Source organism: Phaeacidiphilus oryzae TH49 (assembly GCF_000744815.1).
Taxonomy (GTDB): Bacteria; Actinomycetota; Actinomycetes; order Streptomycetales; family Streptomycetaceae; genus Phaeacidiphilus; species Phaeacidiphilus oryzae.
On the sequence record NZ_JQMQ01000005.1, the window covers coordinates 6,606,488 to 6,632,902 of the forward strand.

Sequence of the window (26,415 nt, forward strand, 5' to 3'; positions counted from 1 at the left end):
TTCCCTACCAGCCCAGGACGTCGGCGAGGTAGGCGCGGGCCTTCTTGGCGTACGCGAGCGGTACGGCCTTGTTCGGGTCCTGCTCGGCCTCGACCATCAGCCAGCCCTGGTAGCCGGCGTCGGCCAGCACCTCCAGGATCGGCCGGAAGTCGATCCCGCCGTCCCCCGGCACGGTGAAGACGCCGAGCTCGACGGCCTCCTGGAAGGAGAGGCCCTCCTCCCGCACCCGGCTGACGACCTCGGGCCGGACGTCCTTGAGGTGGACGTGGCCGATCCGGTCGGCGTGCGCCCGGGCCAGCTCCAGCGGGTCGTCGCCGGCGAAGGCGATGTGGGCGGTGTCCAGCAGCAGGTGGACCAGGTCCGGATCGGTCGAGTCCATCAGCCGGTCGACGTCGGCCCGGGTCATCACCCCGGTCCCCATGTGGTGGTGGTAGCTGAGCTTCATCCCGGCCGAGTTGGCGATCTTGCCGAGCTCCTCCAGACCCGAGGTGAGGTTCTCCCACTGGGCGTTGGTGAAGACCGGCCGGTTGGCGAACACGTCCACCGGGAGGAGATGCGAGGAGGCCCCGAACTCGGCCACCACCAACTCGGTGCCGCCCAGCGCCTTGATGTGGGCGAGGGTCTCCTCGAAGGCGGCGACCGTCTTCTGCCGCATCTTGGCGACGGTGAAGTAGGTGCTCGTCCAGGGCTCCGAGACGCGCAGCCCGCGAAGGTCCAGAGCGGCCTTCAGCTCGGCGGCGTCCGAGGGGTACTTGTGCCCGATGCTGCAGCCCTGGAAGCCGGCCAGCGCCATCTCGCTCACGGCCTGGCCGAACGGGATGCCCGCGTCGATGGCGGGGAAGTCGTCGTTCCACCACAGAGTGCAGCAGACGCCGAGTCTCACCCGGTCCGGGCCGAGGCGGGCGGCCGGATCCGTCATTTCTTCGCCCCTCTCAGATAGCGGTCCTCGATGCGGGGCGGCTCGGCCCAGGCCCCGTAGCCGGGGGCCTTGGCGCCGGGCGGGTTCGCCCCGATGGCCCGCCACAGCAGCCCCTCCTGATAGGAGGCTGCGGTGACGGTGGACGTCTCGTTGGCGCCGCGGGCGCCGTAGGCGTCGGTCCACTCGGGCGGCAGGGCGTACCACATCCCGGCGAACCAGAGCTTGATCACGTTGCGGGCCACCGGGCCGATCCGGTCGTCGCTGAAGACCCGGTGGCGCAGCGCCCGGTCGAGCCGTGCCCGGTCGACGGGATCTTCGCCGACGGGGCCTTTCTCGACGAGGCCTTTCTCGACGGAGCCCCGGTCGCCGCCTGCGGTGTCGCCGGCCGCCTCGGCCCGCGCGGCCCGGTGGGCGGCCAGCAGGTCGGTCACCACCTCGTCCCCGCAGGCGGCCCGGACCTTGGCCAGATACTGGTGGGCCAGCCCGGTGCCGAGGAGGTCGGTCTCCCCGAAGGCGGTCAGGTCCACCGAGAGGGCGAGGAACTCATCGAAGGGGACGGGCGACTTGTCGTTCATCGCTGCACCTCCTGGGTGGGCTCCGGGATCTCGAAGGTGGGGGCGGCGTGGAGGCCGCCGCTGTCCGGCAGCGGGTTGCGGACCAGCCGGTCGAAGCCGTCGCGCAGCCGGAACATCTCGTTGACGGCCTCCTTCAGCAGCTCGGGACGCCCGTTGAAGGCCCGGGTCAGCAGCGCCAGGAAGGCCGCGTAGTCGGAGTTGAACTCCCGTGCCACCCGGGCGAGTTCGGAGCCCGGTGGGTAGTCGGACAGCCGGGCGCTGACCTTCACCTGGTAGACGTCGTCCCAGGAGACGCTGAGCGGCGGCCCGGAGGGCGCCTCGGGGTCGTCGCCCACCTGGTAGTAGCGGCCGAGCTGGAGCTGGCGGAACCGGTAGTAGTGGGCCAGCTCCCCCTCCGCGTCGTAGATGCCGGAGTCGAGGCCCTCGCCCTGGGCGGCGATGAACCGCAGCGCCCGCCGGGCCGAGTCCAGGTCGGAGACGGTGGTCACGGCGCCCCCGCCGGAGTAGTAGTACTCCGGCCCGATCTGCAGCGCCGGGTCCCCGCGGAAGAGCCCGGGGTCGGCGGCCGCCACCTTCTCCAGCCCCTCGATGATCTCCTCGTAGAACTCGCCGATGCTGTAGAAGTGCATCCCCTCGGCGGTGGGGCTGGAGACCAGCATCGGGCTGCGGTCGCCGGTGGGGATCAGCCGCGCGTCGGCGCTGGGCGCCCGGCCCGGCCGCTCGATCTTGCAGAAGGTGTCCACCGCCTTGGGGGTGAGCGGCCGCAGGTCGACGGTGAAGTCGTCCTCCCCGTCCGGCAGCCGGGCCGGATAGGAGGGCACGAAGCCGGGGCGGGTCAGGTCGGGCTTGCCGCCCACCGCGTTCAGGACGTTGGCGGTCAGGGTCAGATGCAGCATCTCCTCCACCGCGGCCACCCGGATGATGTGGGCGGCGTCCGAGTTGGTGGTGGAGCGGATCGAGTAGTAGGCGGTGAGGTAGGTGGGGATGGTCGCGTGCTCCAGCGCCATCGCCGCGTGGAGGTAGCTGATCAGGTCGTCGCGGTCGCCGATGGTGGACGCGGTCACCGGGCCACCCCCTCGCTCGGGCGGCCGGGCGCGCCGGCCGAGGTGATGCCGACCGGCGCGGTGTCCGAGTCGAGCTGGGCCAGCATGGCCCGGGCGCTGCGCAGGCACAGGGCGGCGACGGTGAGGGTGACGTTCGAGGTGCCCACGGTGGGCATGCTCCCCCCGCCGACCAGGTAGAGGTTCTGGTGGTCCCAGGACCGCTGGTCGGCGTCGACCACCGAGGCGGCCGGGTCGCTGCCCATGCTGTGGGTGCCGGCCAGATGGTTGCCGCCGCGGATCTCGTACCCCTCGCCGCCGTACACGGCGTAGCCCCAGAAGTCCGGGTCGTATGCGGTGTGGTCCTCGGCGCCGAGCCGGGCGAAGATCCGCTTGGACAGCTGCCTGGCGTACGCCACCCCGCGCATCGTGTAGTCGGGGATGTCGTAGGTGAGGACCGGCCGCATGTTCCCCAGATGGTCGGTGTAGTCCGGGTCCACGGTCACCCGGTTGCTCGGGTTGGCCGGGACCTCGACCATGAACGCCAGCTGGAGCTGCCGGGAGACCCGGTCCACCAGGCCCTGCCGCAGCGACTCGCCGTAGCGGCCTCCGGCGTCGACGAGGGCGAGGAGGTCGGTCATCGGCGCGCCCCGGGCCCAGCCCCAGCCGTCGTTGTGGATGTCGACGCTGAACGCCGCCTGGTGCCGGCGGAATCCGCCGCCGCGCAGGTCGGTGATGCCGCCGGTGCAGTTGGTGCCCCGGAAGGTGCCGGCCACCTCCGGCAGCAGCGCCCAGGCCAGCAGATAGGCGTGGTCCATGAAGTTGCGGCCCATCAGACCGCTGGAGCCGCGCAGCCCGGAGGCCAGCATCAGCCGCGGGTTCTCCACCGCGTTGGCGGCCAGCACGAACAGCCGGCCGCGGGCCCGCATGGTGGTGAAGCCGGGGCTGTCGGGCCGGTCGTAGCGCCGGTACTCGATCTCCGTCACTCGGCCGGTCTCCTCGTCGATGTGCACCTTGTGCGCCACCGCCTGGGCGACCAGGTCGACCCGGCCGCTGCGGAGGGCGGCGGCCAGGGTCTTGCCGGCGTTGTACTTGGCCTGCACCGGGCAGATCGGCACGCAGTTGTTGTTGCCCTGGCAGCGGCCGCCGACCTCGACCTGGTAGGTGCTCACCGCGCCCCGCGGCCGGTAGCCCTTCCCGCCGTCGTAGGCCGGGTTGGGGATGCCGTTCCGGCCCTGGGGGAACGGCCTCACCCGCAGCTCCCGGCGCTCGCCGTCCAGGTGGACCGGCATCCCGTCGACGTCCCGGGCGACCATCCGGTCCAGGTAGGAGAGCGGCAGCCCGCGCATCGGGTACACATAGCCCTCGTCGAAGGAGATCCCCAGGTACGCCTGGTCCTCCACGTCGGCGGAGACGCCGATCTCACGCTCGGCCTCGGCGTAGTACGGGGCCAGGTCCTCGTAGCCGAGCGGCCAGTCGGCCCCCTCGCCGTAGAGGCTGCGCATCCGGAAGTCCTCGGGGAGCATCCGCAGCGTCTTGGCCTCCCAGTGCATGGTGGTGCCGCCGAGGACCCTGGTGTAGGTGGTGTCGGAGGCGAAGGGCCCGCTCTGCACGAGGTAGGAGGAGGCGTCGGGGGCGCCCGGGGTGATCCGCCGCGCGTCGGTGCCGCGGGGCATCGGGGCGTTGGCGGCGTCCGGGTAGGGCGCCTGGTTGTCCTTGCTGATCGCCGAGTAGAAGCGGTCGAGGTAGCCCTCGTAGCCGCGGAGGGTGAGGTCCTCGGCCGGACCCGCCTCCAGGACCAGCACCCGCCGGCCCGCCTCGCTCAGCCGCGCGGCGATCAGCGCGCCGGCGATCCCGCCGCCGACGACGACGGCGTCGTAGAGGACCTCGGCCGCCGCGGCGGGGTCGGTGCGCTTCGCCGCCCCCTCGGGGAACTTGGCGTACATGGGGCGGTCACCCCTCCTCTGCGAGTCGGTCGGCCGCGGTCACACGGCACCGGACCGGGCTCGCATCGCGGACAGGTAGGAGGCGTAGCTCCAGGTGAGGTTGTGGACACTGCGCTCGAAGCCGGTGCTGCCGTCGAACTGCTCGGAGAGCTCGAAGTGGTCGCTGTGGTAGACGACCGCCCGCACCATGGCGTCGCCGGTGGCCACCAGAGCGGCGGCGGCAGCGGCCGGGGCAGTGGAGGCGTCGATGCCGGACTGGGCGAAGAAGGGCGCGGACAGCCCGTCCAGCGGCACCTTGCCGCTCGTCTTCACCTCGGCCGCCAGCCGGTAGTGGAGCTCGGCGACGTTGCAGGTGGAGAGGGCCCAGGGGTGCCCGCCGAGCACCGGGTGGGAGGTGTCGCCGTCGTAGACGTCGCCCGGGTAGCGGCCGAACATCGGGCCGATGCCGAACTGCTCCTTGTCCGCCTTGTTGATCGGGTAGAAGGCGATGCCGCCCTCCTCCCACTGTGCCCGGAGCTGGGCCGCAGTGGCGAGCAGTTTGGTGTCGGTCACCGGGACCGCGCCGTAGAGGGCCGCCTGCACGATGTCGATGTTGGGGTCGTAGCCGCTGACCACCGGGTTCTGCGGGGAGGGCTGGGCGCCGCCGCCCGGGTCGGCCATCATGCTAACGTACTTGGCGCCGTCCCAGTGCCCGGCGAGGGCCTGGCGCAGCCACTTGACGGCGGGGCGCAGCCCGGTGGGCTTGTCGATGCCGACCACGGTGGAGGCCTGGACCTCCTCGAAGCAGCGCAGCTGGGCGGAGCGGGCGAAGAAGCTGTAGCCGGTGTGCTCCTCCCAGAGGTTGGTGGTGGTGCCCTGGTAGACGCCGAGGAGGTAGGCCACATTGGCGTTGACCAGGTCCACGGCCCGCTTCTGGGTGCCGAGGTCGAGCTTGTCGTAGGCGGCCAGGACGGTGAGCGACTGGAGGGCGGGCCCGTCGTTCTGCTCGGTCCACGGACGGGAGTCGCCGGCGATGTTGAAGCAGGCGTGGCCCTTGGTGGGCTGGGCGTTGGAGTGGCAGAGGTCCGCGAACTGCACGTAGTCGTTGAGGGTCTGCACGGCGCCGTCGGGGGTGGTGGGGAGGTCGGCCTTGGCCACCTCCATGACCGTGATGGCCCCGTCGCGCACCCAGTTGAAGACGTAGTCCTCGTCGATCCCGGGGGTGTCGGCGGGGAAGGACGGGGCGGCGATGACGCAGCCCGGCTTGGAGTCCCGGGAGATGTCGCCCGGGGACTGCGGATCACTGAAGATGAATCCGTCGCTGGCGATGTTCCGGAACATGAAGCTGAACATCAGCGGGGTGAGCGAGGGCAGGTCGATCGCCCCCGAAGCAAGGGAGACCTGGACATTGGCCCGCCCCTGGGCGGTGCCGGTGATCCGGTTGGTGCGGGCGGACGTGCCGGGTGTGCCGGTGGACTCGGACATTGCTGAACTCCGTTGTCTTTCCAGCGGAATGATTTCCTCCGGTCGGCGCCGTCGCCGCGTCCATGAGCAGCCGCCAGCGCAGGCCTGGGGCTTCCGGCGAAAAGGGCCGGATGGACGGCGTGAAAGGGTGTGAACGGCTCACACCCGGCGCGTGGACCGCTGCCGCGTCACCAGAGGTGCGCGGGGACCAGCGAGGGCGCGTCCGGCACGGCAGGCCGGCCGGTCGTCTCGGACGAGGGTTTTCGCCTCGGGGGCGCACTGGGGAGAGCGGGCGCATGAAAGCGCCCCGTTCGCTGCCATTCCCAGAAACGCGGTAAAAGGGAATGCATCCCTCCGCCCCCCCGTGTTCTCAAGAAAGTGCGCCATGCAAAGATTTTTTCGGCGGGCGTCCTACTTGACGACGCCCCCACTTTGCGCTTCGCAGGCTACTGCCGGCCGGGTGGACGCCGCAAGACAAAGGCCGAATGTTGCCCGCGGGGCCGGGAAAATACCGTGCGACTGCTGTTGTCCCCGGGAATTCACCAGGTCACCGGGAGGCGGAAGAGGCCGTTGATCGGTGCGTGGAGCTTGAACGGGAGTTCGGACTCGGGCATGGCCAGGCGGAGGCCGGGGACCCGGCGCAGCAGCGTCTCGAAGATGATCTGAAGCTCGATCCGGGCCAGCGGCGCGCCCAGGCACTGGTGGACGCCGAAGCCGAAGGCGAGATGGTCGCGGGCGGCGCGGTGGATGTCGAACCGGTCCGGGTCCGGATAGTGGTCGCCGTCCCGGTTCCCGGAGAGGTTCAGCGGGATGATCGCCTCGCCGGCCGGGATGGTGGTGCCGCCGATCTCGATGTCCTCCTTGGCCACCCGGACGATGATCAGGTGGACGATGCCGAGGTAGCGCAGCAGTTCCTCGACCGCGCCCGGCACCAGCTCCGGCCGGGCGGCCAACTCGGCGCGCTGCTCCGGATGCTGAAGCAGGGTCAGCACGCCGAGCGAGGTCATGTTGGCGGTGGTCTCGTGCCCGGCGACCAGCAGGGTGATGCCGGCGTTCAGGACGGCCTCCTCCGGGATGGTCCCCGCCCGGACGGCGGCGACCAGCTGGCCGAGGATGTCGTCGCCGGGGTCCGCCAGCCTCCCCTTCGCCGCCACCAGCTCGCCGAGGTAGTCGTGCAGCCGGCGGCGGGCGGCGGAGGCGGCCTCCGCCGCGCCCGGCCGGTCCGGGTCGCCGCCGCCCAGCAGCTCCTCCGAGGCCCGGTTGAAGAACGGCCGGTCCTCGCTGGGCACGCCCATGATCCAGGCCAGCACCGTGGACGGGATCGGCAGCGCGAACGCGTCGACCAGGTCCACCGGGCGGTCGGTGCGGGCCAGCATGGCGTCCAGGGTCTCGTCGACCAGTGCCTGGATCCGCGGGCGCAGTGCCTCGGCCCGCCGGATCAGGAAGTTCTTCCGGAGCAGCCGGCGGAAGACGGTGTGCTGCGGCGGGTCGGTACGCAGGAAGGAGAGCTGCTCCGGGGGGATCGGGGGGAGGTCGAGCCAGGGGTAGCCGGGCAGGCTGCCGTCCGAGCTGGCCCGCGGGTCCGCGAGCACCGCGCGGACGTCGTCGTAGCGGGTGACCAGCCAGCCGGGCCGGCCACCGGTCAGGGTGACCCGGCGTACCGGCTCCTCGGCGCGCAGCCAGGAGTACACCGCGGGCGGGTCGATCGGCGGGCGCGGCCAGGGGAAGGGCGCGTCCAGGTCCTGGGCGGGCCGGCGCAGCGGCGGCTGGGGGAGCTGGGCTTCCGTACTCATCCGGGCACCTCGTCCTGATCGGGCCGTCCGGCCGTCGGGCCATCGGGCCGTCGTGGGTGGCCACCGTCCCGGGCGGGCCCCGGACGCCACGGCCGCCAACATGACGCATCCGGAGCCCCCGCGCAACGGCCCCCCGTCCCGACCGCCACGTTCCAGCCGCCCTGCGGGGACGCCCGCTCGCGGGCGTGCCGGCCGGAGGTCGGCCACGCGGGGGGGAGGAGGACGCCGCCGGCTCGGCCGGCTCAGGCGCCGCCGCTCGCGAGGGCCTGGACGAGGCGGTCGACGAACTCCGCCTGCGCGGGGTTCAGCCGCCGCCCGGCCTCCGCCGGGTCGAACCACTCCGCGCGGTCCACCTCGGGGAACTCCCTGGTGGTGCCGGACCTCGGCGGCCACTCCATGGTGAAGGTGTTGCTCTTCAGCGCGGAGACGTCGAACTCACCCTCGGCGGCCCAGGCGGTCACCAGCTTGCCTCCGCGGAGCCTGATCGTCCCGAGCTCCAGGAGGCCGTCGCCTCCCACCCGGGCCCCGGTCTCCTCCTCGAACTCCCGAAGCGCCGCCGCGAGGGGATCGTCGCCCTCCTCGTACTCGCCCTTGGGGATCGACCACGCGCCGGCGTCCTTCTTCGCCCAGAAGGGGCCGCCGGGATGCACCAGCAGCACCCGTGGCCCGGCGCCGTCCTGGACCCGGTACAGCAGGATTCCGGCACTGCGTTTCGGCACGTCCGCGTCCTTTCCTCGGCGCCCCCGCGGTTCTCCTCGGCCCGCCCCGAGGGGATGGTATCGGCGCGACCCGGTAATTCGGTTGCGCCGCCGCGAGGGGCGGATAGGGTCGGCACGTCCTCGCAGTGGACGAGAGTGGACGAGAGAGAGGGGGGTGAGTCGCATGGTCGCCGCCGACACGCGGCGCGCCCCGGTGTGCGCGCCAGACGACTTCCCTCTTCCTCAGCCCACCGGCTGACCTCGTCGTACGCGGTGGGCCCATTCGCAGGAGACCGCCGCAGTGCGAGAGTTCGACCGTGAGAGCGACAGTTTCACCCGTATCCGGCCCAAGGGCGGCGACCGTCGGGAGGGCGGCAGCGGCCGCGGGGAGGCGGCGCTGGACGACGCGTTCGCCGAGTACGCCGCGCAGTTCTGGCCGCAGGCCGCCGAAGAGGCGGTGACCGCCCCCGAGGTGCTGCCGGACGGCGTCCGCTGGACCACCTGGGACCAGTCGTCCCCCACCGAGCGCGGCCCGCTGCCGCACCCCGACTGGGTGATCACCGAACTGGGCGCCCAGGACACCGAGTTGGGGATCGTGAAGACCGGCAAGGAGGCGGACGTCTTCCTGCTGGAGCGGGCCGTCCCCGGCACCGGCCGCCGCACCCTGCTGGCCGCCAAGCGCTACCGGGACGGTCAGCACCGGATGTTCCACCGCGACGCCGGCTATCTGGAGGGCCGCCGGCACAAGGAGTCGCGGGTCAGCCGAGCGATGGAGAAGCGCACCGCCTTCGGCCGGCAGGCGATCGCCGGGCAGTGGGCGGCGGCCGAGTTCGGCGCGCTGTGCGGCCTGTACGAGGCGGGCGCGGCGGTGCCGTACCCGGTGCAGATCGTCGGCACCGAGATCCTGATGGAGTTCATCGGGGACGAGGACGGCACCGCCGCGCCGCGGCTCGCCCAGCTGCGCCCCGAGCCGGACGAACTGGAGGACCTGTGGTGGCAGTTGGGCGCGAGCCTGTCGGTGCTGGCCCGGGCCGGCCACGCCCATGGCGACCTGTCCGCCTACAACATCCTGGTCGACCAAGGCCGGCTGGTGCTGATCGACGTCCCGCAGATCGTGGACGTGATCGCCAATCCGCAGGGCCGCGGCTTCCTGGAGCGCGACGTGCGCAACGTCGGCGCCTGGTTCCGCTCCCGCGGTCTGCACCCGGACCGGGTGGCCGGACTGCTGGCGGATCTGGCCCTGGACGCCGGCCTCGACTGACCGGGGCCTTTGGTAAAATGCCTGGTCAGTCGCCGTAAAGCCGCTCTGGAAGGATCGCCGCTCGTGAGTGCGACGTTGGTGGCCAAGGATCTCGCCGCGGGCCACGGCGAGCGGGTGCTCTTCTCCGGACTGGACCTGGTGGTCGCACCGGGCGAGGTGGTCGGCCTGGTGGGCGCGAACGGCGCGGGCAAGTCCAGCCTGCTGCGGCTGCTGGCCGGGGTGGACGCCCCCGAGGACGGCACGGTCCGGCTCAGCCCGCCCACCGCCACGGTCGGCTATCTGCCGCAGGAGCCCGAGCGCCGCGAGGGCGAGAGCGTACGGGAGTTCCTGGCCCGCCGCACCGGCGTGGCGGCCGCCCAGCGCGAGCTGGACGCCGCCACCCAGGGCCTGGTGGACGGCGCTCCGGGCGCGGACGACGCGTACGCCTCCGCGCTGGACCGCTGGCTGGACCTGGGCGGGGCGGACCTGGACGAGCGCGTCGAGGAGGTCGCCGGGCAGCTCGGTCTCGGAGTGGACCTCGGACTGCCGATGACCGCGCTGTCCGGCGGTCAGGCCGCCCGCGCCGGCCTGGCCTCCCTCCTCCTCAGCCGCTACGACGTCTTCCTCCTCGACGAGCCGACCAACGACCTGGACCTGGACGGGCTGGAGCGGCTGGAGGCGTTCGTCGCCGGCCTCCGCGCCGGGACCGTCCTGGTCAGCCACGACCGCGAGTTCCTGACCAGGACGGTCGACCGGGTGCTCGAACTCGACCTGGCCCAGCAGCAGGTGAACCTCTACGGCGGCGGCTACGCCTCCTATCTGGAGGAGCGCGAGCGGGCCCGTCGGCACGCCCGCGAGGAGTACGAGGAGTACGCGGACACCCGGGCCGGCCTGGAGGCGCGGGCCCGCACCCAGCGCAACTGGATGGAGCACGGGGTGCGCAACGCCCGCCGCAAGGCGAAGTCCGGCACCGACAGTGACAAGCTCGGCCGCGCGACCCGGCTGGAGTCCACCGAGAAGCAGGCCGCGAAGGCCCGGCAGACCCAGCGGATGATCGAGCGGCTGGAGGTGGTCGAGGAGCCGCGCAAGGAGTGGGAGCTGCGGATGGAGATCGCCGCGGCCCCGCGTTCCGGCGCCGTCGTCGCCACCCTTCGCGGAGCGGTGGTCCGCCGCGGCGACTTCACCCTGGGACCGGTCGACCTGCAGATCGACTGGGCCGACCGGGTCGCCGTCACCGGCGCCAACGGTTCGGGAAAGTCCACCCTGCTGGCCGCGCTCCTCGGGCGGCTGCCGCTGGACGAGGGCTCGGCGGCGCTCGGCCCCGGCGTGCTGGTCGGCGAGGTCGACCAGGCGCGCGGCCACTTCCTGGGCGACGCCCCGCTGGCCGACGCCTTCCAGGCCGCCGCCCCGGCGCTCGAACCGGCCGACGTCCGCACCCTGCTGGCGAAGTTCGGCCTGAAGGCCCAGCACGTCCTCCGCCCGGCCGGCTCCCTCTCACCCGGCGAGCGCACCCGCGCGGCCCTGGCGCTCCTCCAGGCCCGGGGCGTCAACCTGCTGGTCCTGGACGAGCCCACCAACCACCTCGACCTGCCCGCCATCGAGCAGCTGGAGTCCGCCCTCGACTCCTATCCCGGCACGCTGCTGCTGGTCACCCACGACCGCCGGATGCTGAACGCGGTCCACCTCACCCGGCACCTGACGATCGAGGCGGGCCGGGTCGGCAGCTGAGTGCGGCGGGCACCGCCTGCTTCCGCCGAGGGCATTCGGCGCCATATCCGTGGTGCGATGGGCCGAGGCGGCCGGAATTCCGGTGGCCGCCGGTTGTAGGTTCGCATGAATCGCGGTCGGAGCCCGGGCGCCGCCTTGACCGGTGGAGCCGTCGCGGCCTAGCTTCTAGCGCACCGGCTCGGGAGTTGCCGAAAGGGGGCGAAGTCGGATGTCCACCATCTCCGACCTGCATCGCCTCGCCCAGCTCACCGTCTGGGTCCCGGGCCGGGTGGCCCACGGCCGCTGAGCGGCCCGCCCGGAGCGCCCCTTCGCGGTCCCGGCACCGCCGGTATCCGCGTTATCCGGTATACCCGGTATATCGGGTGTGCCGATGTCCAGGCGCTTCTCCGATGTCCTGAATTCCGAATTCCCGGCGGGCTGCGCCGCCGAAACAGAAGGCACCTGAAATGGCGACTAGGACAGGTATGTCGATCGCGCCCGGAAACGAGGCCCGGCCATGGTAGCGGCGCGCATCGCGGTCAACGGCGAGGAGACGCCGATCTCCCCGGCCGCGCCCCACACCTCGCTGCTGGACTTCCTCCGCGAGCGGGGCCTCACCGCCACCAAGGAGGGCTGCGCCGAGGGGGAGTGCGGCGCCTGCTCGGTCCTGGTGGCCCGCCCCGGGGTGGACAGCCCCACCGACTGGGTGGCGGTCAACGCCTGCCTGGTCCCGGTCGCGGCGCTGGACGGCCAGGAGGTCGTCACCGCCGAGGGCCTGGCCACCGCCGGCGAGCCCGGCAGCCCGCCCGCCCTCCATCCGGTGCAGCGGGAGATGGCGGTCCGCGGCGGCTCCCAGTGCGGCTACTGCACACCCGGCTTCGTCTGCAGCATGGCCGCCGAGTACTACCGGCCGGACCGCTGCCCCCGTCCGGCAGGGGCCGACGGCGCCGACCCCGAGCACGGCCCGAACGGTTTCGACCTCCACGCGCTGAGCGGCAACCTCTGCCGCTGCACCGGCTACCGCCCGATCCGCGACGCCGCGTACGCCGTCGGCGCGCCCACCGAGGACGACCCCCTGGCGCGGCGCCGTGAGCAGTCCCCGCCGGAGCCGGTCGCCACCCACTACGCCCAGGGCGGCGGGGAGTTCCGCCGGCCCGGCACCCTCTCCGAGGCGCTGGGACTGCTGGGCGAGCGGCCCGACGCGGTGGTGGTGGCCGGCTCCACGGACTACGGGGTCGAGGTCAACATCCGCTCCCGGCGGGCCCCCTGCGTGATCGCCGTCGACCGGCTGCCCGAACTGCGGGAGCTGCGGGCCGAGTCGGACTCGGTCGTGATCGGGGCGGCGCTGACCCTCACCGAGATCGAGCGGCGCCTGGACGGCTCCGTCCCGCTGCTGGCCGAGCTGTTCCCGCAGTTCGCGTCCCGGCTGATCCGCAACAGTGCGACCCTGGGCGGCAACCTGGGGACCGGCTCGCCCATCGGCGACAGCCCGCCGGTCCTCCTCGCGCTGGAGGCGTCGGTGCTGCTGGCCGGCCCCGAAGGGGAGCGCGAGGTGCCGCTGGCCGACTACTTCACCGGCTACCGGCAGAGCGTGCGCCGGCCCGGCGAGCTGATCCGCGCGGTGCGGATCCCGCTGCCGCTGTCGCCGGTCACGGCCTTCCACAAGATCGCCAAGCGGCGCTTCGACGACATCTCCAGCGTGGCCGTCGCCTTCGCGCTCGACATCGGGGACCCGGGGGAGGGGCCGGCCGGGGAGGCCGGCATCGTCCGCAGGGCGCGGATCGGCCTCGGCGGCGTGGCCGCCACCCCCATCCGGGCCCTCGACGCCGAGGCGGCCCTGGAGGGCAGGCCGTGGACCGAGGAGACGGTCCGGGCCGCGGCCCGGGCGCTGCGGGCCCAGGGCACGCCGATGAGCGACCACCGCGCCAGCGCCGAGTACCGCTCCGCGATGCTCGGCCAGAGCCTGTTGAAGCTGTACGCGCAGACCACCGAGGCGGTGTCGGCATGAGCCATCTGTCCGAGCGTCCCGAGAGGCCCGTTGTCGGCCTCTCCATGCCGCACGAGAGCGCGAGCCTCCACGTCACCGGCGCCGCGCTGTACACCGACGACCTGGTCCACCGCACCAAGGACGTGCTCCACGCCCACCCCGTCCAGGTGATGAGGGCGCACGGCAGGATCACCGCGCTGCGCACCGCGCCCGCCCTCGCCGTGCCCGGCGTGGTCCGCGTGCTGACCGGCGCCGACGTCCCCGGCGTGAACGACGCCGGAATGAAGCGCGACGAACCGCTCTTCCCCGACGAGGTGATGTTCCACGGCCACGCCGTCGCCTGGGTGCTCGGCGAGACGCCGGAGGCGGCCCGGCTCGGCGCCGCCGCGGTGGAGGTGGAACTCGACGAACTCCCCTCCCTGATCACCCTGCGGGACGCGATCGAGGCCGGCAGCTACCACGGCGCCCAGCCCGTGATGCTCCACGGCGACCCCGAGGCCGGCTTCGCCGAGTCCGCGCACGTGTTCACCGGCGAGTTCACCTTCTCCGGGCAGGAGCACTTCTACCTGGAGACCCACGCCTCGCTGGCCCAGGTGGACGAGAACGGCCAGGTGTTCATCCAGAGCAGCACCCAGCACCCCTCGGAGACCCAGGAGATCGTCGCGCATGTGCTGGGCGTGCCGAGCAACGAGGTGACCGTCCAGTGCCTGCGGATGGGCGGCGGCTTCGGCGGCAAGGAGATGCAGCCGCACGGCTTCGCGGCCGTCGCCGCGCTGGGCGCCAAGCTGACCGGCCGCCCCGTCCGGTTCCGGCTCAACCGGACCCAGGACCTGACCATGTCCGGCAAGCGCCACGGCTTCCACGCCGGTTGGCGGATCGGCTTCGACGCGGACGGCCGCATCCAGGCCCTGGACGCCACCCTGACCGCCGACGGCGGCTGGAGCCTGGACCTCTCCGAGCCGGTGCTGGCCCGCGCGCTGTGCCACATCGACAACACCTACTGGATCCCCAACGCCCGCGTCGCCGGCCGCATCGCCAGGACCAACACCGTCTCCAACACCGCCTTCCGCGGCTTCGGCGGCCCGCAGGGGATGCTGGTCATCGAGGACATCCTGGGCCGCTGCGCCCCTCGACTCGGCCTGGACCCGATGGAGTTGCGGGAGCGCAACTTCTACCGCCCGGGCCAGGGCCAGACCACCCCGTACGGGCAGCCGGTCACCCAGCCCGAGCGGATCTCCACCGTCTGGCGGCAGGTCCAGGAGAACGCCGGCGTCGCCGACCGCCGGCGCGAGATCGCCGCGTTCAACGCCGCCCACCCGCACACCAAGCGGGCGCTGGCGCTGACCGGCGTCAAGTTCGGCATCTCCTTCAACCTCACCGCCTTCAACCAGGGCGGCGCGCTGGTGCTGATCTACAAGGACGGCTCGGTCCTGATCAACCACGGCGGCACCGAGATGGGCCAGGGCCTCCACACCAAGATGCTGCAGGTGGCCGCGACCACCCTGGGCATTCCGCCGCACCGGGTGCGACTGGCCCCGACCCGGACCGACAAGGTGCCCAACACCTCGGCCACCGCCGCGAGTTCCGGCGCCGACCTGAACGGCGGGGCGGTGAAGAACGCCTGCGAGCAGTTGCGCGAGCGGCTGCTGCGGGTCGCCGCCGGCCGGCTGGGCGCGAACCCCTCGGACGTCCGGATCGTCGAGGGCGTGGCGCGGGCCCTGGGCGGGGAGGAGGAGCTGGGCTGGGACGAGCTGGTGCGCACCGCGTACTTCCAGCGGGTCCAGCTGTCGGCCGCCGGCTTCTACCGGACCGAGGGGCTGCACTGGGACGCCCGGTCCTTCCGGGGCTCCCCGTTCAAGTACTTCGCCCACGGCGCCGCCGCGACCGAGGTGGAGGTGGACGGCTTCACCGGCGCGTACCGCATCCGGCGGGTGGACATCGTCCACGACGTCGGCGACAGCCTGTCCCCGATGATCGACATCGGCCAGGTCGAGGGCGGGTTCGTGCAGGGCGCGGGCTGGCTGACGCTGGAGGACCTCCGCTGGGACACCGGCGAGGGCCCGCACCGCGGCCGGCTGCTCACCCAGGCCGCCAGCACCTACAAGTTGCCGAGCTTCTCCGAGATGCCCGAGGAGTTCACCGTCACCCTGCTGGAGAACGCCACCGAGGAGGGCGCGGTCTACGGGTCCAAGGCGGTCGGCGAGCCCCCGCTGATGCTGGCCTTCTCGGTACGGGAGGCCCTGCGGCAGGCCGCCGCCGCGTTCGGCCCCGCCGGGGTCGAGGTGGAACTCGCCTCCCCGGCCACGCCGGAGGCGGTGTACTGGGCGATCGAGGCGGCCCGCGGCGCCGCCGCCGAACCCCCCTCCGGGGCGGGGGCGCGGGGAACCGGCGCGAACGCCCTGAGCAATGCGTGACCTGACCGGGGTGGGGCCTGACCTGACCTGGGCGGGCCCTGACCTGACCTGGGTGGGCGCGGTCGCCCGGTTGCGGGCCCGCCGGGAGCCCGGCGTGCTGGTGACCGTCGCGACCGTGCGCGGCCACGCCCCCCGCCGGGCCGGCGCCAAGCTCGTCGTGGGGCGGACGGAGAGCTGGGGCTCGATCGGCGGCGGCAACATCGAGGCCGCCGCGACCGACCGGGCCCGCGAGCTGATCGGCAGGGCCGGAGCGGAGCCGGAACTGATGGAGTTCGCCCTCAACGACAAGGCCGCCAACCGGCACGGCGTGCAGTGCTGCGGCGGAGCCGTCACCGTCCTGCTGGAACCGCTGCTGGTGGTCGAGGCGGTGGCGGTCTTCGGCGTCGGCCACGTCGGGCTGGAACTGGCGCGCATCCTGGCCCGGCAGGACCTCGACCTCCACCTGGTGGACACCCGCGCGGAGGTGCTCACCGAGGAGCGGCTCGGCGTCCTCGCGGACGCCGTGGCGCGGATCCACGTCCGCCACACTCCGCTGCTGCCGGAGGAGGTGCTCGCGGAACTGCCGCCGGGCGCCCACGTCCTGATCATGACCCACGATCACGCGGAGGACGCGGCGCTGTGCGACGCCGCGCTGCGCACCGAGGGCCTCGGCTCGATCGGACTGATCGGTTCGGCCGCCAAATGGGCGCGCTTCCGCAAGCGCCTGGCCGAGGAGGGCGGCCACGACGCCGCCGCCATCGACCGGATCAAGACCCCGATCGGCATGCCCGAGATCACCGGCAAGGAGCCGGCGACGATCGCCCTGAGCGTCGCCGCCGACCTCCTCAGAACCTTCGAGGCCGCCGCCTCGTAGGCGCCCTTCACCTCATATCGAACCGGGAGGACCCCACCCATGACCACCACCACGCCCGGCCCCGGCGTCCAGGAGTTCGAACTCGCCTCCATGGCCGCCGCGATCGACCTGGCCTGCGCGAGCGTCGCACGTGGAGGCGGACCGTTCGGCGCCATGATCATCAGGGGCGGCGAGGTCGTGGCCCGCGGCAACAACCAGGTCACCGCGAACCTCGACCCCTCCGCCCACGCCGAGGTCAGCGCCATCCGCGCGGCCTGTCAGCAACTGCGGACCTTCTCCCTGGAGGGGTGCACCCTCATCACCTCCTGCGAGCCCTGCCCGATGTGCCTGGCCACCGCTCTGTGGGCGCGGGTCGACCGGCTCGTCTTCTCGGCCGACCGCCACGACGCCGCCGTGGCCGGCTTCGACGACCGCAGGTTCTACGACCTCTTCGAGAAGCGGCCCCAGGAGATGTGGCCGATGGCCGTCGAGCACCTCGACCTCCCCAACCGCACGGCACCCTTCGACGCCTGGGTGGCCAAGGCAGATCGCGTCCACTACTGAGTGCTGGGGCGGCGATGGGGGCCGCGCCGGACCGTGCCGGGCGGTGCCGGGCGCTCTCGGCGCTGCCGGGCGCTGCCGGGCACGGCCGGGTACTGCTTGGCACGGTCGGGTACTGCTTGGCACGGGTGGGCACTGCCGGGCCCGGTGGCCCGGTGCTTTGGTGCTTCGGTGCTTCGGTGGCCCGGTGGCCCGGTGCCGGGTACGGGACGCCGCCGGTCAGGCGTAACGCGGGGTGGGCGGGATCGGGCGGCCGGCGCGGACCGCGTCCACCACCCGCCGGGCATCGGCGAGGCGGTACTCCTCGCCGTAGACCGCGCCCTCCCGCCGCGGTGCCTCCATCACCGCGCAGTCGGCGGTGCCGCCCAGATCCACCGGGACGAACCCGGCGTCCTCGATCAGTGCGGCCACCGTCGCCTTCGCGTCCGGGTCGTCCCCGCACAGCCACTGGACGACCCGCTCGGCACCGGTACGCCCGGCGGCCTGCGCCTGGAAGGCGGCGGTGAGGGTGTTGAACGACTTCGTGTACCGCGCCCCGGGCAGCCGGCCGGCATTGAAGTGCGCCGCCGTCTCACCCGGGGACGGCAGCGGCGGGCCGCCGAACTGGTTGGTGGTGTCGATCACGATCCTGCCGCGCAGCAGTGGCCCGATCCGCTCCAGGACGCCGGGCAGCTCGTCCCACGGGACGGAGACCACCACCACCTCGCCGAAGGCCGCCGCGTCGGCCGGCGAGCCGGTCGTGTGCGAGGGGCCCAGTTCGGCGGCCAACTTCTCCAGCCGCTCGGGATCGCGGCTGAACGACACCATGATCTGGTGACCCGCGTCGGCCAGCTGCCGGGCGATCCCACTGCCGATCCGCCCGGCGCCGACGATTCCGATCCGCACCGTCCCGCCCCCTTCGAGAGCCCGAAACCCTTCTGGGTACACGGTCGCCGCCCGGGCTGCGGGGGACAAGTTCCCGCACCCGAAATGACGTCGGGCGTTCCTCATCGACGCGACGCGGCGCCGTGTGGTGCGGCGTGGTGCCGCGCGGCCCGACGCGCCGGCTCAGTCCGCCAGGTCGACGCGCACCGTCAGCAGATTGTTCCCCATCGCCCGCACCGCCGAGCTGTTCATCCGGGGCAGCGCGCGTAGCCGGGCCTTGGGGTCGTCGTCCGGAAGCAGGTGGGCCGTCCCCGTGTGCCACCGCCCCTTGAGGCGGACCCGCACCGCCGGGTCCGCCTGGATGTTGCGGACGTACTGCGACTTCTCCCCGAACTCCGACACCAGCCAGAAGGAGCCGCCCACCCGGCGGCCCCCCACCGGTGTCAGCCGGGGCAGCCCGGTCTTCCGCCCGGTCGTCTCCAGCAGCGTCTGCAGCGGCAGGCGGCGGGAGAAGGGGTTGGCGACATGGCGCTGGAAGGCCGTGACGATCCGGTGCTTGCGGTCGGTGCGTCCTGACATCGATCAAACCCCCCGCTGGGTATCGGTGTGCGCTTCGAGGCGAAATCCTAGTCAGTCGCCCACCGATCCGCCGGGACGCGGCCGTCCGGCGGGTGCGCGCGGGCACCCGCCGGACGGCCTCCTGAGCACGAGGCTGCCAGGTCAGCCGCTCTGCTCGGCGGTGAGGACCCGGACGGAGGCGGCGCTCGCGTACAGGTCGACCGGGCCGCTGCCGCCGGTGCGCACCTGGAGGTGGGTCGAGGCGCCCGGGGCGACCGCGCCCTCCACCGTCAACGTCTGCGGAGTGCCGGTCAGTTGGACGGTCTGGCTGGTCAGGTCCTGGCTGCCGTTCCAGAAGTCCAGGTAGACCGTGCCGGTCCCCTCCAAGGTGACGGAGGCCCGGTAGCTCTGGCCGCCGGCCAGCGGGGACGGCGGGTCCACCCAGATCCAGGTGTTGGGAGCCGCGTCGGCCTCCGTCCAGTGCACCGCGCTCGCGCCCTCCGGGGTGGTCGCGCTCGACACGCTGCCGGGCACCGAGCCGACCCCGTTCTCCACCGGCCCGGACCAGTTCAATTGGCCGGTCGGGGTGTCACCGAGGAGGTTGGGCCCGGTCGGAGTGAGGATCACCGGCTTGCGTCCCGGCGGGAACCGCAGCGTCCCGGACGGGTAGGACGGCGGGGCGTCGGCGGCGGCCGCCGCCCAGCCGGTGTCCGGGGTGTCGGACAGGGTGAACGCGAGCCGGGTGGTGGCGGGCTGCCCCTGCGGGGCGTCCGTGCCGGTCAGCAGCGAAGCGTCCAGCCAGGCCGGCGCCCAGGACTTTCCGTCCACGGCCAGGCTGTGGACGTACGCGCTGGTGGAGGCGCCCGGCGCGGTCAGGTCCAGCTGGTGGCCGCCGGGCAGGGTGAGCAGCGCGCGGGAGAAGATCGGCGCGCCGAGGGCCAGCACCGGAGTGCCCGGGGTCGCCGGATACATGCCGAGGCTGGACCACACGTACCAGGAGCTCATCGAGCCCAGGTCGTCGTTGCCGGGCTCGCCGCCCGGCGTGGCCGCGTAGACGGAGTCCAGCAGCCGGTGGACGGTCGCGGTCGTCTTGTACGGCTCGCCCGCGTAGTCGTAGATCCACGGGGTGCCGAAGGCGGGCTCGTTGCCGGCCCACTCGTAGGGGAGGTTGGGGCCGGCCTGGAGCTGGGTGAAGTAGTCGTCCAGCCGGCTGATCGCGGCGGCGTCGCCGCCCATGGCGGTGATCAGCCCGCCGATGTTCTGCGGCACCGACCAGGTGTACTGGGCGGCGTTCCCCTCCTGGAAACCGGACTGGCCGAAGGCGCCCATGCCGTCCGTGGTCGGGCCGAACTCGGGGAACTGCCCCTGGGCGTCCCGAGGTTGGATGTAACCGGTCGCCGTGTTGAAGATGTTCGTCCAGTTCTGCGACCGGTCCAGGAAGGTGCGGTAGGTGGAGGTGTCGCCGAGCGCCTTGGCGACCTGCGCGATGCCGAAGTCGGCGGTGGCGTACTCGATGGTCTCGGAGGCGCCGTTCGGCTCCGGCGAGAGCGAGCTCTGCGTCGTGTTCGGTATGTAGCCGAGCTGCTGGTAGGCGTCCAGCTGCGGCCGCTCCACGTACCAGCCCTGGCCCTTCTGGGCGTCCGTGGGGACCGTGGTCGCGCCCTTGACCATCGCGGCCAGCGCCGCCTTGGCGTCGAAGTCGCGCGCGCCCAGGGCGTAGGCCTCGGCGATGATCGAGTCGGCGGCGTCGCCGTTCATCACGTCGGTGTAGTCGTTGGCGAAGCCCCACTTGGGCAGCCAGCCGCCCTGGGCCTGGTCGTTGAGGAGCGAGGTGACCATCTGGCTGGTCTCCTCCGGGGCGACCACGGCCAGCAGGGGGATCTCGGAGCGGTAGATGTCCCAGCCGGAGAAGTTGGCGTACTGCGCCTTGCCGGGGGCGGTGCGGTGGACCTGGTCGTCGAAGCCCGGGTACTGGCCGTTCGCGTCCGAGAAGACGCTCGGTTCGAGCATCGTGTGGTAGAGCGCGGTGTAGAACTCCTTGCGCTGGTCCGCGGTGCCGCCCCCGATCCGGATCCGGGAGAGCAGCGCGTCCCACTGCGCGCGGGTGCGCTCGGCGACCGCGCCGACGCTCCAACCCGGGTCCTCGGCACGGAGGTTGGCGGCCGCGTTCGACTCACCCACGTAGGACAGCGCGACCTTCATGGTCACCTGCCGCTGCACGGCGGTGTCGAAGGTGACCCAGGCCCCGGACTGGAGCCCCTGCGTCTCCGCGACCTGGGTGCGCGACTGCGCCCCCTTGGCCTCGGTGCCGCGCGGGGCGACCGGGGTGCGGGTGCGGCCGGCGGGCTTGCCGTCGGGGCCGGCCGGCACCCGCTGCGCCCCGGGACCCCGGGTGCTCGCCTGGGTGCTGCCGGCGGTCTTCACCACGGCGTCCTTGCGCAGCGACACGGCGGAGGCCACCAGGTCGACCGGGCCGTCGCCGGCGGTGCGGACCTGGAACTGGGGGGTGCCGATGGAGCCGGTCGGAATCCCGGCGTCGAGGGTGAGGGTGACCGGGGTGGAGGTCAGCTTGACCGGCTTGCCGCCGACGTCCTGGGTGCCGTTGTAGAAGTTGAGGTAGACGTAGCCGGTGCCCTGGAGGGTGACGCTGGCCTGGTAGGTGGCGCCCTGCGCGAGGGTGGGCGGCGTGGCCTGGATCCAGGTGTTCGCGAGGGCCTCGGACTGCTTCCAGGAGACGGCGCTGGAGCCGTCGGAGGTGGTGGTGGGGGAGATGGCGGCCGTGGTGCCGCCACTGGCCACCTCGTGGTAGCTCCACGGCAGTGAGCCGGTGGGCTGGGTGAAGAGGTTGGGGCCGGTCGGGGCGGTCTGCCAGGTCCCGTAGGAGGAGAACGGGCGGGAGAAGGTGGCCACGAAGTGCACCGGGTAGGTGCCGGGCGAACCGCAGAACTGTCCGGCCGTCTCGGTGCCGACCACCTCGTTGTCGCCGACCACCTTGACGTCGGCGGCCTGGTTGCCGGACTGGGCGTCGCCCATCTTGAAGAGGAGGTTCGCGGCGGAGCTGCTGCCGCTGCTGCTGGGATACGTGAAGGTCCCGATGCCGGTGCGGGTGGTCGCCGCCAGGTCGGCCTGGACGGACTGCGCCGGGGTGGACGGGTTGAGCTTCACCGAGTACGAGCCGGGGGAGGCGTGCTCGTCGCTGTGCGAGAAGGAGTCGGTGGTGTTCACCGGGTCGTCGCCGATGGCTCCGACGGTCGGCAGGACGGGGAAGTCGCCGAAGGCGCCGCAGCCCGGCCCCGACATGTGGGTGAGGCTGAAGCCGGTGGTGGACGAGTCGTCGTAGTTGTAGCCGCCGCCGTCCGGCCGGGAGGGCGTGTCCGGGCTGAAGGACATCATCCCGAACGGCGCGGAGGCTCCCGGGTAGGTGTCCACCTGGCCGACGGTGGCCCCGCCCGACCCGGTGCCGATCAGCGGGTCGACGAGCGCGGCCGGATCACCGACCAGGGCGTCGCCCGCGGCCGGCCCGGCGAGGGTGGGCACGCCGGCCGCCGAGGCCATCCCCCCGCCGGCGAGCAGCCCCGCCGAGGCGGCGGCGACCACGACGGTCCGCAGCCACCGTCGTCTGAATTCGTCTCGAAGGCGCATCTGAGGCGACTCCTCTTCTGACAACGTTATCGAGGAGCGTTCTACAGTTCCGCGCCACCACCCCACAAGCCCCCGGACGCAACCAAATCCCCGACATTCCCCCCAACCGCCCCCGCCATCCCCGAACCAGGCCCTCACGCGCGCGCGGCTCGCAGGCGTCGCCACGCCGGCACCGTGCTCAGCGGTGCACGCCGTGGACGAAGGCCAACTAGATGCCGGCACCGAGGGATCCGGCTACGGATGTCTCCGTGCCGGAACTGGAGCAGGACCCCCAGGCTCTGGCAGCGGGGGATATCGGCACACCACCGACGAGGGCGAGGGCGCCTTCCTCGAACCGTGCCTGCGCACCTGGTACTCCGACGATCCCGCGTGACGACCCCGCAACGGGCGCGCACGCCGCCAGTAACCTGTAACCGAGCCCGGCGCCGCCACGGACGACACCCGGCTGATCGCCTCCCGGCAGGCTGGAAGCCAGTGACCGCCGGGACCGGGGCTGCACTCGACGCTGGTCCGGCCCAGCCGGGCGGCGCGTCCTATAGGAGGGCAGTTCCGCACCGGCAGTTGCTCAGCGTTCGGGATCGTGTCGCGGGGTGCGGCGCCTTGGGGAACGCTGTCGCTGGCGGGACGCAGCACTGTCCGGAAGAGGCGGGGGCGAAGGCAGGAGGGGTTGTACGGGCGGGCGTTCCTGGCTGTCGAGGTTCTCGAGCGTGGGCAGCACGGCGTCGTCAGTGGTGGGCCGGGGGGCTCGCGCTCGGAGTGGTGGCGCGAGAATGTGGCGGCGCGTCAGTTCTGCGACGTCGATCAGCGGCCGCGACAGTGCTCGTTCGAGCAGAATGCCCTGCTCCGACTCGATGGCGGTGAGGTGGGCGAGGGCGCTGAGGATCTCTACCAGCTCGTTACTCCACTCCGGAAGCCAGTGTTCGCTGTGCACGCGGTCCAGCGGGCTGCCGATCCGGCCTCGGGGGTGGGCACTCCGGGCGGTGAGCCAGCTGTCCAGGACGTTGCGGCCGCCGACCTCGTAAGACCGCATCCGCTCGGTGACACCGGTGAAAACACCGGCGCCGACGCGAAGGAGCCCGGATTGCGGATCGTGGCTGTGATCTGCGGGCAGGGAGCGTGGATCGACCTCGCTGGTGTAACGGATCTCTGGATGCGCCTGTTGCCACAGGCCTCGTCTGCCCGGCGGTCTTCCGTCGGTGGCGTCCGCACAGCGGCGGCCGAAGGTGGAGGCCCAGATGACATGCCTTCCCAGCCGGGCCGCTTCCTCCCATATCTCCCGATCGGCGGTGAGTGGAATGTGCACTCCGGGCGTGTTCAGCTCATCCGAGAAGTGATCGGTGAAGCTGGGATGGCCGGTGATTCCAGCGATGTAGGCAATCAGATCCTCGACGGAGATCCTTTGAAGACCGTATGAGTTGGCGAGATGTTCAAGCAGGCCCGGCGCAGTGTTCGCTGTACCGTCGGAATGCTTCATGGGCAGCACTCGGCCGCCGTTGCCATTGAAGTAGTGAACGTCGGGTACTGCCGAGGAGAAGAGGAGCGCCGGCCCGGAAGTGATGGGTTGGCGGTGCTGTTCGACCAGGAAGACTTGCCCTTCCTGCTGGGCTGCGCGCCAAAGGGGACGCCGTGGGAAGTCGACGACCCGGCTGTCAGGAATGAGCCACTGCCGGTCGAAGGCCCGGCGAGCGATCTGGATCGGAACCGGACACGGTCCGTGTTCCGCGTCGAGGAGGGCGGAAGAACGATCCATTCCTGGGAATGGAGCCGGATCGCTGGTCAGTGTTCGATCCCTTGTCGTCTTGAGAAGCGACGCTTTCGCTTGCGGGTCGGGCTCACGGACCAGACGGTCCCAACGCGTGTTCAAGACCTTGGGATCCGGGTGCACCACCCAGGTTCGGTTGGGGGTGACCCCGGGGCTGTACCAGGGCAGGAGGGCATCCAGGGCGGGGAAGCCCTCCCAGTCACTGGTGGTGGCCGGCGTGAAGGGCGCGAGGGGGTCTGCGTGTGTGATACGCCATTCCGGTCCGCCGATCTTCAGCCGCGAGAGTTGGAGCTGCTTCTCCTCGCGCGTGCCGGTGACTGCGGCGTAATGGACGGGCGCGGACGCGTGGGGATCGGCATCTTCTCGGCGGACGAATAGGGCCACAGCCATCTCCTGCTGAACGCCCGGGAAGAAGCGGCTGTTCTGGGGTGGCCGTTTCCGTTCTGGGGTCAGATCGACGATCCAGCCTTCGCTGCAGGTGCGTCGCAGATAGGCGCGCATCCCACTGAAACCCGGCCCTCGAATGAAGCCCGCTGCGCTGAGGAAACACACCACGCCGTGTTGGTGATCGTCGTGAAGCTCGAAGACCTTGTGTGTGGCCCAGCGCCAGAAGTAGACATATAGATTCTTCAGCTTGTTCTCGAATCGTGCGAACTCGCCACCGAGGCGGAAGTCGTCCAGGGGCGAGGGACCTTGGCCTTCGCCCCTCTCCTCGATCCAACCGCCCTCGCCTCGGGCGCGCTCGCGCGTCGGGGGGTTGCCGATCACCACGGTGATCCGTTCTTCACGTTTGATGAGGCTGGCGGCCTCCGCGTCCTCACGTAGGGGATCGAAAGACGATCCGGGATCGTCGAACAACGTGCTCGGCTGCCACGGATCCGCCAGTGTGTCCGTCACGTGCAAGCGCATGTCAGGGAGGCGAAGCCGGGCATTCAGTCCACGCAAAGTTTGCGCGATGCGCATCTGCGCAACAGCGAATGCGCCCATCTGGCGCTCGAATCCCATGAGCCGGCGAGCGAGCTCCTCGACCGCTTCGGCACGAAAACCGAGGTTGCCGTCGGAGCTGCGCCGCTCAGCCACCAGTTCCACGATGGCGGACAAGAAAGTGCCAGTGCCCATGGCCGGGTCGATGATCGCCACTGCGGGGTCTGCGAAACCATCGGGGCAATGCAATTTGTCGATTAGTACCTCGTCGACGAGGCGGATCATCTCCTGGACGAGGCTGGCTGGGGTGTAGTAGGTTCCCGAAGCCCGACGGAGGTCTGGGTCGTACTCCTGCAGAAAATGCTCATACAAGTAGACGTGGACGCCGGGCTCTCGCGTCCGCACAGACACCCAGTCGACTGCGTCCGCGACCCGCACGATCATGTCGAGGCTGTCCCGGAATGGCTCTTCGACGTGATCGGTGAGGAGTTGGAGCGTGCGTCCCATCACCGAGTGCTCAATGCTCAGTTTTCGGCCGACCTCGTGCAGACTCTGGCCACTGAGCGGGATGTCCTCGGAGCCGGCCAGCAGCAGGGCGAAGGTGACAGTCTGGGCGTACCGATCTGCGAACGCTGAGTTCTCCTCGCGTTCGTCGGTCGAGGGGAAAACGCTACGCTCCAAGGCACGCGCGAGGCGCGTGAAAGGACGCCGACCTCGGGAAGCCATCGCCTCCGCGGCGAGACGATCTTCGACTTGCTCGCGCAGGAATCGGCACAGCGGAGCGATGGATGCGACGACCTCCCGCATTGTGGTGAGCGGCTGGGGCTGCCAGATGAAGAAGGCGCGAAGCAGGGCTTCAAATGCGTCCTCCAGCCCAGCGAGCACGCGTAGTCGGCTTCCGGACCGGTAGAGATCGCCCTCGAAATATATTGTTTTGCCCTTTTGCTGGCCGAAGCGGTATAGGATCCACGTTCGGCCGTTGGTGTAGATGAGGTTGGGCAGTTTGGACATGCCCTCCCACTGCTTGCGGTCGCGCCCCGACAGGCCGCCAGGTGTGATATCCGCCTTGCGCGGGCCCTTGAGCTCGACATAGCCCACGATGTTGCGACGTAGGCTGCCGACTCGCGCCGCTAGGTCGGGGCGGATTCGGTACTCCCGCACGGGAGTCTCGGCGTGAAGGTACACCTCTAAGCCGATCTCGTCGGCGGCGGCGAGGAGTAGGTCCTCCACTGCCCTGCGGATTCCGGCTTCGTCTTGACCGTGTGCCAGGGCATCCTTGCAGGCGACTCCGAATTGACTGACTATCCGTGCGATCCAGCCTGTACCCGTCATGGCGCCCCCGGGGCTGATGACTGGCCCTAGATATGCCAGAGTCATCACGTTAGATGATCGCGCGTGGGCCGTCGAGAGGGCGGTTGGCGCCAAGTTGCGCTGACGGGAGCTGGACAGGTTTTCGATCACTGGCTGACGCAAACGTTGCCGAGGGAGGCTGGAGCGGCCCCGGAGTACT

17 protein-coding genes are annotated in these 26,415 nt (G+C 71.7%); 6 read left to right on the forward strand and 11 right to left on the reverse strand.

Features of this window, described 5'->3' with window-relative positions; all coding sequences use genetic code 11:
• Positions 1-4 precede the first annotated feature (4 nt).
• From iolE to BS73_RS33125, 7 genes are all read right to left on the reverse strand, one after another.
• Complete coding sequence (gene iolE, locus BS73_RS33095) at positions 5-919, reverse strand: myo-inosose-2 dehydratase (RefSeq protein WP_037578037.1); 915 nt, start codon at positions 917-919, stop codon at positions 5-7.
• Complete coding sequence (locus tag BS73_RS33100; protein WP_037578043.1) at positions 916-1,494, reverse strand: hypothetical protein; 579 nt, start codon at positions 1,492-1,494, stop codon at positions 916-918. Before BS73_RS33100 ends, iolE begins: the two co-directional genes overlap by 4 nt.
• Positions 1,491-2,558, reverse strand: a complete 1,068-nt coding sequence (locus tag BS73_RS33105) for a ferritin-like domain-containing protein (protein WP_037578044.1) — start codon at positions 2,556-2,558, stop codon at positions 1,491-1,493. Before BS73_RS33105 ends, BS73_RS33100 begins: the two co-directional genes overlap by 4 nt.
• Positions 2,555-4,480, reverse strand: a complete 1,926-nt coding sequence (locus tag BS73_RS33110; RefSeq protein WP_063837116.1) for a GMC family oxidoreductase — start codon at positions 4,478-4,480, stop codon at positions 2,555-2,557. The genes BS73_RS33105 and BS73_RS33110 overlap by 4 nt, the downstream gene beginning before the upstream one ends.
• A gap of 39 nt (positions 4,481-4,519) precedes the next feature.
• Positions 4,520-5,944, reverse strand: coding sequence for a glycoside hydrolase family 15 protein (locus BS73_RS33115; protein WP_152617810.1), 1,425 nt, complete (start codon positions 5,942-5,944; stop codon positions 4,520-4,522).
• A gap of 518 nt (positions 5,945-6,462) precedes the next feature.
• Positions 6,463-7,716, reverse strand: coding sequence for a cytochrome P450 (locus BS73_RS33120; RefSeq protein ID WP_037578045.1), 1,254 nt, complete (start codon positions 7,714-7,716; stop codon positions 6,463-6,465).
• A 242-nt stretch (positions 7,717-7,958) separates the two neighbouring features.
• Complete coding sequence (locus BS73_RS33125) at positions 7,959-8,435, reverse strand: NUDIX domain-containing protein (protein WP_037578046.1); 477 nt, start codon at positions 8,433-8,435, stop codon at positions 7,959-7,961.
• A gap of 280 nt (positions 8,436-8,715) precedes the next feature.
• Here BS73_RS33125 and BS73_RS33130 point away from each other — a divergent pair, with 280 nt between their 5' ends.
• The 6 genes from BS73_RS33130 (at position 8,716) to BS73_RS33155 (ending at position 17,158) form a co-directional block, all read left to right on the forward strand.
• Positions 8,716-9,675: a serine protein kinase RIO gene (locus BS73_RS33130; RefSeq protein WP_037578047.1), complete on the forward strand. Its 960-nt coding sequence runs from the start codon at positions 8,716-8,718 to the stop codon at positions 9,673-9,675.
• A gap of 63 nt (positions 9,676-9,738) precedes the next feature.
• Complete coding sequence (locus BS73_RS33135) at positions 9,739-11,382, forward strand: ABC-F family ATP-binding cassette domain-containing protein (protein ID WP_037578049.1); 1,644 nt, start codon at positions 9,739-9,741, stop codon at positions 11,380-11,382.
• Between the two features lie 496 nt (positions 11,383-11,878).
• Complete coding sequence (locus BS73_RS33140; RefSeq protein ID WP_037578050.1) at positions 11,879-13,369, forward strand: xanthine dehydrogenase small subunit; 1,491 nt, start codon at positions 11,879-11,881, stop codon at positions 13,367-13,369.
• Positions 13,366-15,762 carry a xanthine dehydrogenase molybdopterin binding subunit gene (xdhB, locus tag BS73_RS33145; protein ID WP_037578051.1) on the forward strand — a complete coding sequence of 799 codons (2,397 nt, stop codon included), beginning with the start codon at positions 13,366-13,368 and terminating at the stop codon, positions 15,760-15,762. Before BS73_RS33140 ends, xdhB begins: the two co-directional genes overlap by 4 nt.
• A gap of 43 nt (positions 15,763-15,805) precedes the next feature.
• The gene (xdhC, locus tag BS73_RS33150) at positions 15,806-16,615 is read left to right on the forward strand and encodes a xanthine dehydrogenase accessory protein XdhC (protein ID WP_037582344.1); all 810 of its coding nucleotides are present in this window, start codon (positions 15,806-15,808) and stop codon (positions 16,613-16,615) included.
• Positions 16,616-16,654: 39 nt separating this feature from the next.
• The gene (locus BS73_RS33155) at positions 16,655-17,158 is read left to right on the forward strand and encodes a nucleoside deaminase (RefSeq protein WP_037578052.1); all 504 of its coding nucleotides are present in this window, start codon (positions 16,655-16,657) and stop codon (positions 17,156-17,158) included.
• 216 nt (positions 17,159-17,374) lie between these two features.
• On the opposite strand, the gene BS73_RS33160 is transcribed toward BS73_RS33155, so the two are convergent.
• From BS73_RS33160 to BS73_RS33175, 4 genes are all read right to left on the reverse strand, one after another.
• Positions 17,375-18,040: an NADPH-dependent F420 reductase gene (locus BS73_RS33160; protein ID WP_051941277.1), complete on the reverse strand. Its 666-nt coding sequence runs from the start codon at positions 18,038-18,040 to the stop codon at positions 17,375-17,377.
• A gap of 162 nt (positions 18,041-18,202) precedes the next feature.
• Entirely contained in the window at positions 18,203-18,598 is a 396-nt protein-coding gene (locus BS73_RS33165) for a nitroreductase family deazaflavin-dependent oxidoreductase (protein WP_037578053.1), read from the reverse strand.
• A 141-nt stretch (positions 18,599-18,739) separates the two neighbouring features.
• Entirely contained in the window at positions 18,740-22,219 is a 3,480-nt protein-coding gene (locus BS73_RS35355; RefSeq protein WP_084704542.1) for a GH92 family glycosyl hydrolase, read from the reverse strand.
• Positions 22,220-22,784: 565 nt separating this feature from the next.
• Complete coding sequence (locus BS73_RS33175) at positions 22,785-26,282, reverse strand: type ISP restriction/modification enzyme (RefSeq protein ID WP_161789730.1); 3,498 nt, start codon at positions 26,280-26,282, stop codon at positions 22,785-22,787.
• Between the last annotated feature and the right edge of the window lie 133 nt (positions 26,283-26,415).